This is a genomic window from Undibacterium sp., from assembly GCF_030683615.1.
Classification (GTDB): domain Bacteria; phylum Pseudomonadota; class Gammaproteobacteria; order Burkholderiales; family Burkholderiaceae_D; genus Undibacterium; species Undibacterium umbellatum.
On the sequence record NZ_JAUXQE010000005.1, the window covers coordinates 141,374 to 154,244 of the forward strand.

Genomic DNA, 12,871 nt, shown 5'->3' on the forward strand with positions numbered 1-12,871 from the left:
TTTTCTTGTCTTGCTGTTTTAAACTTACGTCAGTTGCACATAATTGAGTTCCACGACATGCTCCCGCTGATCATCCATCAGGGGTATCAATAAGTTCCCCATGGCGATATCATCGATGAACAGCAAGCTCTGTCCATAAGCCACATCCCTGAGCTTGACCGTGATCAGGTAAGTGCTGCTCAGATGTTGGTAGCGCAGACTGAAACTTGTCCATCCTGCAGGTACGCAGGGTGTCAGGCTCAGATGTTTGCCCTCGCGTTTTAATCCCAGCAATGATTCCATCATGAAGGTATACATCCAGCCTGCCGAACCTGTATACCAGCTCCAGCCGCCGCGCCCTGTATGTGGTTCGACGGCATACACATCCGCGCAGATGACATACGGCTCGACCTTGTAGCGGGCGATGGTATCTGGAGAATTGCCATGATGTATGGGGTTGATCATGTCAAATGCTTCCCAGGCGCGGGCGGCATCACCCATTTTGGCGAATGCCATGCCAGTCCAGATCGCCGCATGGGTATATTGTCCGCCGTTCTCGCGTACGCCTGGCACATAACCACGGATGTAGCCGGGATTTTGTCCTGAACAATCAAAGGCAGGGTCAAGCAATTGTATGATCTGCTTGTCACGCCGCATCAGGCGCTTGTCTAGAGATTGCATGGCCTGTGTTGCCCTTTGCGGGCTGGCTGCAGCGGACAGTATGGCCCAGCTTTGTGAGATCGAATCTATCTGGCATTCAGCATTTTGTGCCGAGCCTAGTGCGCCGCCGTCATCAAAATAAGCTCGTCTGTACCAGGCACCATCCCAGGCGTTGGCGTCAATATTTTTCGACAACTGGCTGGCCTGGCTCAGGCAAAGTGTTGAAAACTCTTTGTCGTTACGGTTCAGCGCAATCGTCGAAAATTTCGTCAAGACCTGATGCAGGAAGAAAGCCAGCCAGACGCTTTCTCCCCTGCCCAGATGGCCAACCTTGTCCATACCATCGTTCCAGTCACAAGAGCCGATCAAGGGCAAACCATGGCTACCAAACCGCAAACCGTGTTCTATCGCTTTGACACAATGCTGATACAGGCTACCGATTTGCATTGATCTGCCAGGCAAGTCGTAATATGAATCTTCTTCCTGATTAACTGCCCGCCCTTCCAGATAATGCAGTTCTTCATCAAGAATACCAAAGTCTCCGCTGCTATTCACATAGCGTGCCACCGCCAGCGGTAACCATAGATAGTCATCTGAGCAATGGGTGCGTACACCACGCCCCACTGGTGGATGCCACCAGTGTTGTACGTCGCCCTCCAGAAACTGATGGGTAGCAGACAAAAGTAGTTGTTCTCGCGCCAGCGCCTGACCAGTATGCACCAGGGCCATACTGTCCTGTAACTGATCACGGAAACCAAATGCCCCACCAGACTGGTAATAACCGCTACGCGCCCACAGGCGACACGCAATGGTTTGATATAGCAGCCAGCCATTCGCCAGCAAGTTTAAATCCTGATCGGGGGTCGTGACCTGTACTGTATCCAAGGTGTTGCGCCAGTATGAATGCACCTTAGTCAGTGCCTGCTCGGCAGCAACAATGCCTCGGTGCTGTTGTATGAATTGTGGAACGTTGCCGTTTTCAGCGATTGCCATGCCCAGCACAAACACCAGTCGCTTTTCCTGTCCTGGACTGAGTTCAAATTCTTGTTGCAATGCTGCACAGGGATCCAGACCAGCACCGGTTTTACCAGACAGGCGCTGTCTGTCCAGTGCAGCCGGACTGCGCAGGCTGCCGTTGCGACCGATGAATTCATTGCGGTCGCCACTGACACTGCGGTTGCCACCATCCAGATCAAAAAAGGCCCTGCGAGCCGGGAATTCGGTATTGTAGGGATTGCGTGCTAACAGACAGCCACTAGCAGGGTCGACTTCAGTGGCGATGTGCATCAGGGATTTTGGCCGCAGATCACCCAGCACCCATTCCACATAACCAGTGGCCGACAATTTTCTTTGCTCATCTGATTCGTTGATGACACGCAGTATTGAATACTTGGCTGCCGTGTCGATACTGACAAACACCGTCAACTCCGTACGTATGCCTTGTTCCTGGTGGGTGAATACACTATAGCCAAAACCGTGACGGGTGACATAGTCTCCACTGCCACGACAGGGCAGGGCGGTGGGTGACCAATAGGCGCCTGTGTCTTCATCGCGTATATAAAATGCTTCACCGCTACTGTCGCAGACAGGATCATTATTCCACGGTGTCAAGCGGAATTCATGGGCATTTTCAGCCCAGGTATAGGCTTGCCCACTTTCAGAAATTACACTGCCAAAATGAGGATTGGCCAATACGTTAACCCATGGGGCAGGGGTCGTTTGTCCTTCCCTGGTGGTGATGACATACTCGCGGCCATCTTCAGAAAAACCGCCTATGCCGTTGAAGTTCTGCAGTTTTTCAGGCGGGAGGCTCGGCTTGTTGTTGCTCAGTGATTGATAGCCAGTTTGTTGATAGATCTGCTTTGATGGCAGCAGCTTGGGTGCGCGCAACTCCACCAGGTCGCGCCGGTTCAATTGCTCCAGCAAGCTGCCACGGTGATCATTCAGTATCACCCTGGCTACTGCCTGGAACAGGATTTTATCTTCCGGTGAAATTTGCTCCGCCAGCCTGACGAAAATGCCGCCGGGCCGTTCTATCGCATGGGTGCCGATGACCGATGAAATCATGCCTATGATTTGCTCCTGCAGCGCTTGGCGGTAATTGGCATGATCTTCATTCCAGATCACCAGATCCACCGCCAGACCTTTGGAACGCCAATAGGCATGCGCCTGCACCAGTTGCCTGACCAACTCGATATGGTCTTGATGATTGATTTGCAGTAGCACGATGGGCAAATCACCGGATATGGCGTAACCCCACAAGCCTGATTGTCCCCGGTGATTGCGGCTCAGCACGCTGGTATCTGCACGCAAAAGCGGATTCATGTAAATGACGGAATTTGCCAGGCGCCCATATAACTGGGCATCGGCTTCACTGATATTCAACTGGCGCAATACTACCTGGCTATGTGTCCAGGAAAGCTCGATAACACGGTCGGCCAGGTGCTTGTCCTGATATTTCTCGATCAAGGCCAGGCAGAGTTCGCGGTTTTCTGCCACGCCGGTGACCACATCCAGCGTGGCAGCCTGTTCCGGTTCCAGTGTGATTTGATAGCGTATGGCGACGACGGGATCGAGCACCGAACCCTGGCTGTCAGATAAACGGCTGACGCGCATGGCGGCGGGATCTTCCAGGGTATTGCCACGACCTATGAATTGGGCTCTGTCGGTTTCGTAGGTAACGCTTTCCATGCTGGCACCATGCAAGGCCATCAGATGGAACATGCTGGGTATTTTCTCGTCGATGGAACGCGGGCGACGGGTACACAAAATCGCGTGCTGCTCGTTCAGAATTTCTGTTTCTACAAACAGCTTGCTGAAAGCTGGATGCATGGCATCGGCGGCTGCCGGTGCCAGCACGACTTCTGCATAGCTGGTGAAGTCTATGGTGCGGCGATGACGTGAGCGGTTGACGATGCGGGTACGGCGCAATTCGATGTCATCTTCTGGCGAGACCACGATCTCGGTATGCATGTCGAGATTATTATCACTGCGGCGGAATTCTGCTCTGCCTTCAGAAAAAATCACTTCATAGGTTGGTGAATTCACCAGGCAAGGCTGGAATGCAGTTGACCAGTAACGACCATTGCCGACATCGCGTACGTAGCAGAAAGTACCCCAGTGATCGCGGGTACTGTCTTCATTCCAGCGGGTGATGGCCAGATCATTCCAGCGGCTATAGCTGCCGCCCACACTGCTGATCATGACGTGATAGCGGCCATTCGATAGCAATTGCACTTCCGGTGTGCGGGTATTCACATGATGCAAGACACGTAAAGGAATTTCCTGGCCACTGCCTGCACTGCGTATATCAGCCAGTTCAGTTGTGTTGGAATACACGGCACTGGCCTTGGGCACGCGTTCATGCAATAGCGACATGGTGGCCTGGAACAGCGGGTCTGACTCAAAGCGCTTTTGCAAGGGCTGATCGAGCAGCAGATAAGCCAGTGACAAGAAACCCATACCCTGATGATGGACCATGAAAGAGCGTATCAAGGCATGTGTCTGCCCACGTGGCAAACGTGAAGGTGTGTAGTCTATCGCCTCGAAGAAACCATACAAACCTTCAAATCCCTGGGCCGATAATTGTTCCAGGTTGCTGCAGGCTTGTTCAGGTGCGATCATCAGGGCCATCATGGACGCATATGGTGCGATGACCAGATCATCACCCAGTCCCCGTTTAAAGCCCAGACCTGGGACACCAAAGGCACGGTACTGATAATTCAAATGGGCATCGAAAGTGTTGTAGCCAGATTCTGAAATTCCCCAGGCAACGCCACGCTGTTGTCCATATTCAATCTGGCGCTGTACAACAGAACGGTAAGTCTGTTCAAGCAAAGTGTTTTGAAAATTTGGCATGACCAGCAAGGGCATCAGATACTCAAACATCGAGCCGCTCCAGGACAGCAACATCGGCTCGCCACCTGCGATGGTCAACTGGCGTCCCAGTGCAAACCAGCTTTCTTGCGGGATTTGACCCTGGGCAATGGCGACAAAGGTAGCCAGCCTGGCTTCTGATGCCAGCAAGTCATAACAGGCACTATCACGCCTGCGCTCATTGACGTTATAACCTATAGTCAGCAAATGCGTGCTGGCATCATAGAGAAATTCATATTCCATTCTGGCAAATTCGCTGGTTTGCAGTACCAGTTGCTCAATCTGCAGGATACGCTCAGTAGCGCGTTTGCTGGCAACTTTGAGCAATGTTGTCAGGTCATTATTGTGGTTTTCTATTTGTGTGGCCTGATCAAGCGAGAGACTGTCTTCTCTGGGAGTGACATGCGCATAAGCCAGTGTTGCCACACCCTGCAAACTCGGGATGCGATCAAGCTCAGGAAACGCATGTATCCAGCTGGTCGGATCGGGCAGGTTAAGCCATGGTGCAAGGTAAAGCAGTTCATCCAGTTGCGCGTGAGCTTGCTTGCTCAGTGCGCTCGCCCAGATATGGCTGGCGTTGTCAGCAGCCACAGTCACGCTGGAAAGATAGGTGTCAGCATGATGTGTCAAACGTTTCAGACAATCGTGAATGACGATCAGCGATGTTGGTACGCCCAGACACAGCACATCAAGATCAGTTTCAAATTCTTTTAGCTTGTCTGCGACAGTCGCGCCAACAGCGCTGCGTAGCAATAAATAGGTATCATGCAAACCGCAAAACAGGCGTGGCTGGCAGATAGGTGCCTCATTCAAGCCAGCCAGCCCCGGCCGCAGAGTCAGCAAATGACCTGCGAGATTGCCGCTATCCACCGTTGATACGTACAAGGGCAACAGAGGCTGCAGACTTTTGGTGTCATACCAGTTGTAAAAATGATCTTGATATCGTTCCAGCTTGCTCAGACTGGTGAAGGTATTTTGTGTGCGTTGCAGGAATTGCCCAGCCGGGATGTAGCCAAAATCATAAGCCACCAGATTGGCCAGCAGTGACAGGCCTATATTCGTCGGTGAAGTCCGGTGTGCGACTATGCCTACCGGCTGGAACTGCACATTATCAGGCGGTAACCAGTTATCTTCCTGGCCGACGTAGGTTTCGAAGAACAACCATGTTTTACGGGCGGTTGCCTGCAAAAATTCTACTTGCGTCGCACTTAATTGTGATTCGCGCCTTTGTTTGGCACGACTCATCTGATAAGCGACGAGTGGCGAAATTGTCCAAAGCAACAACACGGGTAAAGCTGCCTGCAAGGCGAGGGGATTCACATATTGCAGCAATAAGAATGTGAAAATGGAAAACACAGGTGCTATCCACATACTGCGGAAATTATTCCACAAGCTGTTCCTGAACTGATGATTGCTGAGCGTAGACGGATTCCATTCCAGCAAGTGCCTGTGCGAAATCAGTATACGCCATTGGGTGCGCAGTATGGCATCAAGGTTGATCCACGTTTCATATGGCAAAAAAATCAGGCTCAAAGAGGCATGGATGAAATGCTGGGTGCTGGAGCGCAGTAGCGATAAGAGATGCTGGCGAAAAAATACATCATCCGGCTTCTGACTGAGATTTAACAAGAATGCGCTGGCCGCTGGAATGAGAAAAAACCCGATAGCTGCAGCGGACCAAAACCAGGCGTTAGGCAAACTGCTCCATGCGATCAGTAAAAAGGCGGTAAGAGCAAGTGGCACCATGCTGCGACGCAGATTGTCCAGCAGCTTCCAGCGCGACAGCAAAGATAATGAATTGCTGCGTCGACTGGATTGCCCGCTGGCCTCATCCCGGGGACCAGGTACTTTGGGTGTCAACCAGGAGGCGATTTGCCAGTCGCCACGTATCCAGCGATGACGACGGCGCATATCTGCCAGATAACTGGAAGGATACTCTTCATACAGCTGTACATCACTCAGCAGGCCTGCACGGGCGTAGCAGCCTTCCAGCAAGTCATGACTGAGTATGCGGTTTTCTGGCATGCGGTTTTTCAGGGCAAGTTCAAATACATCGATATCATAGATCCCCTTGCCGATGAAGGACCCTTCATCGAAGACATCCTGATAGACATCTGACACGCTGCGGGTGTAAGGGTCGATACCAGCTTCGCCGCCGCAGAGCAGCTCATAGAACGAGGCATCGCTGGCTGGGAGTCCGACGGCTACGCGTGGTTGCAGGATGCCATAACCTTCGGTCACTCTTTGCAGTTTCTCATCGTAGTGGGCGCGGTTGAGTGGATGCGCCATGGTGGCAACAAACTTGCGTGCCGTATCCCGTGGCAATTCAGTATCAGTGTCCAGAGTAATGACATATTTCATATGCTCCAGGCCAGACGTATTGCCGATGATACGCATGAATGCATCAACGCCTGCACCGCGCAGATAGGCATTCAACGAGCCTAGTTTGCCGCGCTTGCGTTCATAGGCCATCCAGATTTTTTCTTGCGGATTCCATATCCTTGGCCTGTGCATGACCAGGAAATTGTCACCGTCCGGGCGTGGATATTTTTTGTTCAGCGCCAGAATGGCATGGCTGACATGCGTCAATAACTCTTCATCGCCTGGCAAAGTTTCCTGTTCAGCATCGGCAAAATCAGTCAACAGACAAAAACGCAGATTGGCATCATTATTCGCCAGGAAACGTACTTCCATGGCTTCACACAGAGCGTCGATATTTTGCGGGTTGAACAGCATGGTGGGGACTACCACCAGGGTACTGGATTCCAGCGGTATCCCTGTTGAAAAGTCCATGCGCGGCAAAGGACGTGGCAAGGCAATAAAAGTCGCCAGCCAGTTCACCATGGACAAGGCAAACTGGCTGCTGGCAAGCAGGCAGGCAATGATGAAACAAGCCAGTAGATATGGATTGATCACTATGTGCCTGGTCTGGCTAAGGAGCAATCCCGTTGTCAGCAGGCTCACGATGCTGATGCTGCCCAGATAAATGCTCAAGGCAGAATTGCGCGCTGCATGCTTGATGGCCTCCGGCAATGGATGTTGCATGGCTGCTGAACGTTCCAGTTCTGCGACGCCCTTTCCTATCAGGAAATAACCTATATGCGCCTTGCGTGCAGCCTGACCATGCTGGATGGCGGCCTCACGGGAAAATCGCAAGGCATTGTGGGCCACATCGGCTTCTGAGAAACTGCTGCCCTTGGCAATTTTTTCCACTGCATGACGGTACAGATCACGTGTGGCGAAATCCATGCGCGCATAGATGCATGCAGGATCATCGCGCAGACAGCGATCCACGACGCTCATGTTTTCCACGAATTCGCGCCAGTCCATGGATGACAGCAAACGCAAGCTGCCTATGCTGTTACTGATGGAAATCTGATCCGCAGCCTGTTGTTGCGAATCCTGATGGACCAGATGTTCTATGGTTTGTCCGGTCTCTGCCAGACGTTGTGACAACCAGTTCAAAGGCAGGGCCAAAGCAGGCCCCTGACCTTGCAAGCGCCTGAGCATTTCTGCCACGAAAGAGCTGTCAAGTGGCGGTTGTGAGCGCGACATGTCAGCCACCAGCAAGATTAGATTGCTGGGATCTTTCTCGGCAGTTTCGACCATATCCTCTGCCCATTTGGCTGCCAGATTGCGGTGATTGTGGGTCATCGTCAGATTGGTGGCGACGCGGCGCAAGTTTTCTAAAAGGGCCAGCCGCAGCATAATGGGGATGGCCCATAGTTCACCCAGTTTTAACACTGACACCAGTTGATAGGCGCTGATGAAACGACTCAGGTTTTCAGGATCAACCCTGCCGTCACCATGTGAGATCGTTTCCAGCGCAATGTCGTATACCCTGGGTCGGCCGGCAGAGCTACCGCGCAACAGCCTTGGCAGCTCTTTGCTGTAGTTTTTAGGTAAGTGGCGTTTGGCTGTGCGTATCTGCTCTTCTATCAGGTAAAAATTGTCCAGCAACCAGGCTGCAGCGGGTGTCACTGGCCGCCCATCCTTGATGGCTTCTGTCAATAAGGTGCAGGCATTCATGATCACGTCTTGATTATCTGCCAGGCGTGACAAAAGCTGGTCTTGCCCAAAAATAGAACTCAGTTTATGGCTATTTGCGAGTATCCGCCCATGCTGTTCCATTTGCAGCGCACTGTACAAGTCTGCCCGCAATGGCAACTCTGCTGCCGTTTGCGCGGCATAGGTGCGCAAGCGCAACTGACCGTACTTCAGGGCATTCTTTATATGATGCAAGCTGGATGACAGCATATCTTTGGCTGAATTCAATTCTCACACTTCTTTCTTTTAATTTGGAATTTGCCAGCGAGCAACAGGTGTATCCACCGTCGCCAGGCATTTCCTGGATATCTGTATGAGGCAAACATCTGAGCGTAAACAGGATGGCGTGATCTATGGGAAAGGCAGTGTTTTGATACTAAAACATCAGCATGATTTTGTACGTTCGTTAGCGCACATAGCCCTATGGCCGAAGGCATGATCATTCTTTGGAAATGTGCGGCAACGTACAGACCACCCCCCAGTGCTGAAGATATAAAGGCGGCTTAGGCAACAACTGCGCAGTCTGCATGGATTGCGCTTTTAAATTTACCGGAGAAAACCATGAATAAGAACTTGAAGAGTGGCATGTTTGCTGTATGTAGCGCGGGTATGCTCCTGATGCTGGGCTGCAGCAGCATGAAAACACCAGCAACCGCCGAGGTCGCGGTTTCCAAAGCGGCTGTTGACAATGCTGCGGTGGCAGGTGGCACTGAATTTGCACCGGTAGAAATGAATGCTGCCCGCGAAAAAATGGCCCAGGCAAACAAGGCCATGCAAGCCAAGGACTACAAACTGGCCAGTGAGCTGGCTACCCAGGCGCAGGCCGACGCCAAGCTGGCACAAGCCAAAGCCAATTCTGCCAAGGCAGAAAAAGCAGCCAATGCTCTGCAAGACGATATACGCATCTTGCGCGAAGAGTTGGAACGCGCAAACACAAACACGACCAAATAAGTCATCAACTATTCAGCAATTGAGCAACAAGCCAAGCCACCAGTCAAGCCACTAGTTGAGCATAAACGGGGCAAGGTTTGAACTACACAACAGGGAATTATCATGATCAAGAAAATCTTTACACCTGCCTTACTATTGACAGCAATGCTGTTGGCAGCCTGTAGCACGACTCCAAAAACCACCAGCCTGCTGGACCAGACGCGTATGGACTATCAGGCAGCGCAAAATAACCCTAATGTCCTGAGCCTGGCACCTTTGGAAATGCGGCAGGCAGGGGTTGCCATGGATGATGCCAACAATGCGGCCAAAGATAATGAAAGCTCAGAAAAAATTGATCGACTGGCTTATCTGGCAAAACGAAAAATCGCAACGGCACAAGAGTTAAGTAAACAAAAACTGGCAGAAGCCAGTGTTGCCGATGCCGCCAAAGCCCGTGATCAGATCCGTCTGGAGCAGCGTACCAATGAAGCTGACAAGGCAAAAATGCAAGCCGATCAAGCCAAGGCACAAGCAGAACAGGCCAGGCTGGCAGCACAGATAGCTCAAGGCGAGGCAGGCGATGCCCAAAGAAAAGCAGCTGAAGAACAAGCCAGAGCACTGGAAATGCAAAACCGCAATGCCGCTCTGGAAGCACAGTTGGCTGACTTGCAAGCCAAGACTACCACGCGCGGCATCGTCATCACGTTGGGCGATGTTTTGTTTGGTGTCGATCAATCCAAATTGAACCCGGATGGCATGCGCACTGTACAAAAACTGGCAACTGTTTTGCAAAACAATATGCAAAGGACAGTCTTGATTGAAGGACATACCGACAATACTGGCACACAAGCGCATAACCAGGACCTGTCAGAACGTCGTGCTGGCGCCGTGCGCAGTGCCCTGGTCTTGATGGGTGTGTCGCGGGACCGCATCGAGACCAAAGGATATGGCGAAACCTTTCCGGTCACTGAAAACAATACGGCGCAGAACCGTCAGTTGAACCGTCGGGTAGAGATCATCTTGTCTGACGTCAATGGCAAGGTATTACCGCGCTGATTACTTCAGTCTTCAATAAATGAAAGGAAAAATCATGAACTACCTTCGTCGCAAAAATTTCATTATCCCGGCTTTATCGATATCCCTGCTGTTGCCCTTGGCTGCCTGTAATAAAGCGCCAGATACCAATGGGCCAAATGCGGCCACGACCATCGGTGTGGAAATTGATGATTCAGTCGTCACCACCAAGGTCAAATCGGCCTTGATGGCTGATGAACTGGTCAAGAGCATGGACGTGAAGATCGAAACCCGCAAAGGTGAAGTATTGATCAGTGGGTTTGCTGACAACCAGATACAAATTGATCGCAGCACTACCGTAGCCATGGCTGTAGAAGGTGTTAAAAAAGTCGACAATAAGCTAGTCTTGAAAGATGGCAAGCAAACTGTCGGCAACAAGATCGATGACAGTGTCATTACCGCAGAGGTTAAGGCTGCCATGCTGTCAGACACGCAAATGAAAAGCATGGATGTTGCTGTAGTCACTCGCAAAGGTGAGGTCCAACTGAGTGGCTTTGTCGACAGTGAAGTACAGGCAACGCATGCTCAGGAGATTGCCAAGGGCATCTCCGGGGTGGAGAGTGTCATCAATAATCTGAAGATAAAAAAATAGATAGTGCCATTAAGCGTGGCGCACTCATTTCCTTGCCTTGACTTATTTGATAGGTCAATGCAAGGTAAAGGAGTTCTACAAACGTCAGGGAAATACATCATGAGTGATCCATTGAACGAAAAACCAGTTCCAGTCAAACCCACGCCAGAAGAAAAGAAGAAAGTAATAGAAAAGAAAGAAGATACCCTGGATGAGGCACTGGATGAGAGTTTTCCCGCTAGTGATCCGGTAGCAATCAATATTACCCCGCCCATAGTAGAAAAATTACCTGAATCTGATCATAAAAAGTGATCATCTGATCAGAAAGAAAATGATGATCGCAAGCTCATAACCAATATTCAAAGCGTCTGGCCAGCCATTCCTTCAGTTTGTTGATTTGCGGACGTTGTTGCCAGGTTTCCAAAGTGACCTGGGTGGAGAGACGCAAATCTTCTTTGAATGCGTTTTCCATAGACACGGCAAACTCGGTGTCAATGACGACCACATTGACTTCTCTATTGTGCAAGAAACTGCGGGTATCAATATTGGTGGACCCTACGGTTGACCACACCTGGTCTATCACGGCAGTTTTTGCATGCAGCACGGCGATATTCAATTCATAGACTTTGATACCACCCTTCAACATTTCAGTATAAAACGATTGTCCAGCATGAAATACCAAACCACTGTCAGTCACGCCAGGCATGATGATCTTCACATCTACACCACGCTGGGCAGCAGCAATCATTGCTCTTAATATCTGGGCATCCGGTACGAAATAGGCAGACGTGATGTGGATGCTGTCTCTGGCTTCTTGTATCGCCAACAGGTAAGCTTTATAAATGGCGGGATTACCTTCAGGCTCGCTCGCCAGCACGCGTAGCATTTTATTGCCCTGGTCTTTCAGCACTGGGAAATACAGTGTGCCCGCTGGTGGCTGGTGACCGGCGTTCAACCAGGTATCAAGAAAAACCCCTTGCAATGCCGCCACAGCTGGGCCTGTGATCTGGATATGCGTGTCACGCCAGCCAACTTTGCCCTGCTTTTTTGATTTGGAACGGAATAGCGAGCTATTAGCATAGCTGGCGCTGATATTGACACCGCCAGTAAAAGCAATTTCTCCATCGACGATGAGTATCTTTCTGTGATCACGCCGGTTTGGTGACCATGGGCCTTGCAATCTGGCAGGGTTGATGGGATTGAAGGCCAGTAACTGAATACCTGCTGCTTTCATATTATCGAAAAAACTTTGTGGCGTACCTATAGTGCCCACACTGTCATAGATAATGTTGACGGCTACGCCAGCCTGTTGTTTTTCCATGAGCAGCCTGGCGAATTCCATGCCCAGCTCATCCTGATCAAAGATATAGGTTTCCAGATTGATGTGGTCTTTTGCCTGTCTGATGGCAGCCATCATGGCCGCCATGGTTTGCGGACCATCGAATAACAAAGTTACCTGATTTCCCGCAATCAGCGGGCTGCCAGTGACCGCTTCTTCCAGCGCCGCAAGGGCTTGCATATTCGCCAGGCCGGTGCTTGAATTCTTCCAGCGTTGCCGCATCAAAGCCTGGGCTTTTGACATGGCCAACTCACCCTTGGCATTATTGATGGTAGGTTTTTCCAACACCGTTTTTTGCGGTTGATCAAGGGATGGTTCGAGGTAATTGATGTCAGGCAGTGAGCTGCAGCCATTGAGCAGGACGACTGCGGCCACGCTCATGGAAGTCATCAATG

6 protein-coding genes are annotated in these 12,871 nt (G+C 51.1%); 4 read left to right on the plus strand and 2 right to left on the minus strand.

Features of this window, described 5'->3' with window-relative positions:
- Positions 1 to 24: 24 nt before the first annotated feature.
- On the minus strand, positions 25 to 8,790 hold the full coding sequence (locus Q8K39_RS01970) for a GH36-type glycosyl hydrolase domain-containing protein (protein WP_370868540.1): 8,766 nt from the start codon (positions 8,788 to 8,790) through the stop codon (positions 25 to 27).
- Positions 8,791 to 9,123: 333 nt separating this feature from the next.
- Here Q8K39_RS01970 and Q8K39_RS01975 point away from each other — a divergent pair, with 333 nt between their 5' ends.
- The 4 genes from Q8K39_RS01975 to Q8K39_RS01990 all read left to right on the plus strand — a co-directional run bounded on the left by Q8K39_RS01975 (position 9,124) and on the right by Q8K39_RS01990 (position 11,449).
- Positions 9,124 to 9,513 carry a DUF4398 domain-containing protein gene (locus Q8K39_RS01975; RefSeq protein ID WP_305258093.1) on the plus strand — a complete coding sequence of 130 codons (390 nt, stop codon included), beginning with the start codon at positions 9,124 to 9,126 and terminating at the stop codon, positions 9,511 to 9,513.
- Positions 9,514 to 9,615: 102 nt separating this feature from the next.
- Positions 9,616 to 10,548, plus strand: coding sequence for an OmpA family protein (locus tag Q8K39_RS01980; RefSeq protein WP_305258094.1), 933 nt, complete (start codon positions 9,616 to 9,618; stop codon positions 10,546 to 10,548).
- 34 nt (positions 10,549 to 10,582) lie between these two features.
- On the plus strand, positions 10,583 to 11,158 hold the full coding sequence (locus Q8K39_RS01985; protein ID WP_186957030.1) for a BON domain-containing protein: 576 nt from the start codon (positions 10,583 to 10,585) through the stop codon (positions 11,156 to 11,158).
- Positions 11,159 to 11,257: 99 nt separating this feature from the next.
- Positions 11,258 to 11,449, plus strand: coding sequence for a hypothetical protein (locus tag Q8K39_RS01990; RefSeq protein ID WP_186957031.1), 192 nt, complete (start codon positions 11,258 to 11,260; stop codon positions 11,447 to 11,449).
- Between the two features lie 34 nt (positions 11,450 to 11,483).
- Here the strand turns inward: Q8K39_RS01990 and cls are convergent, their stop codons facing one another.
- The gene (cls, locus tag Q8K39_RS01995) at positions 11,484 to 12,857 is read right to left on the minus strand and encodes a cardiolipin synthase (protein ID WP_305258095.1); all 1,374 of its coding nucleotides are present in this window, start codon (positions 12,855 to 12,857) and stop codon (positions 11,484 to 11,486) included.
- Positions 12,858 to 12,871 lie beyond the last annotated feature (14 nt).

Bases quoted from the DNA above. Each gene is read 5' to 3' on its own strand.
- Q8K39_RS01975 (WP_305258093.1), top strand. From the start codon at position 9,124: ATGAATAAGAACTTGAAGAGTGGCATGTTTGCTGTATGTAGCGCGGGT.
- Q8K39_RS01980 (WP_305258094.1), top strand. From the start codon at position 9,616: ATGATCAAGAAAATCTTTACACCTGCCTTACTATTGACAGCAATGCTG.
- Q8K39_RS01985 (WP_186957030.1), top strand. From the start codon at position 10,583: ATGAACTACCTTCGTCGCAAAAATTTCATTATCCCGGCTTTATCGATA.
- Q8K39_RS01990 (WP_186957031.1), top strand. From the start codon at position 11,258: ATGAGTGATCCATTGAACGAAAAACCAGTTCCAGTCAAACCCACGCCA.
- cls (WP_305258095.1), bottom strand. From the start codon at position 12,857: ATGAGCGTGGCCGCAGTCGTCCTGCTCAATGGCTGCAGCTCACTGCCT.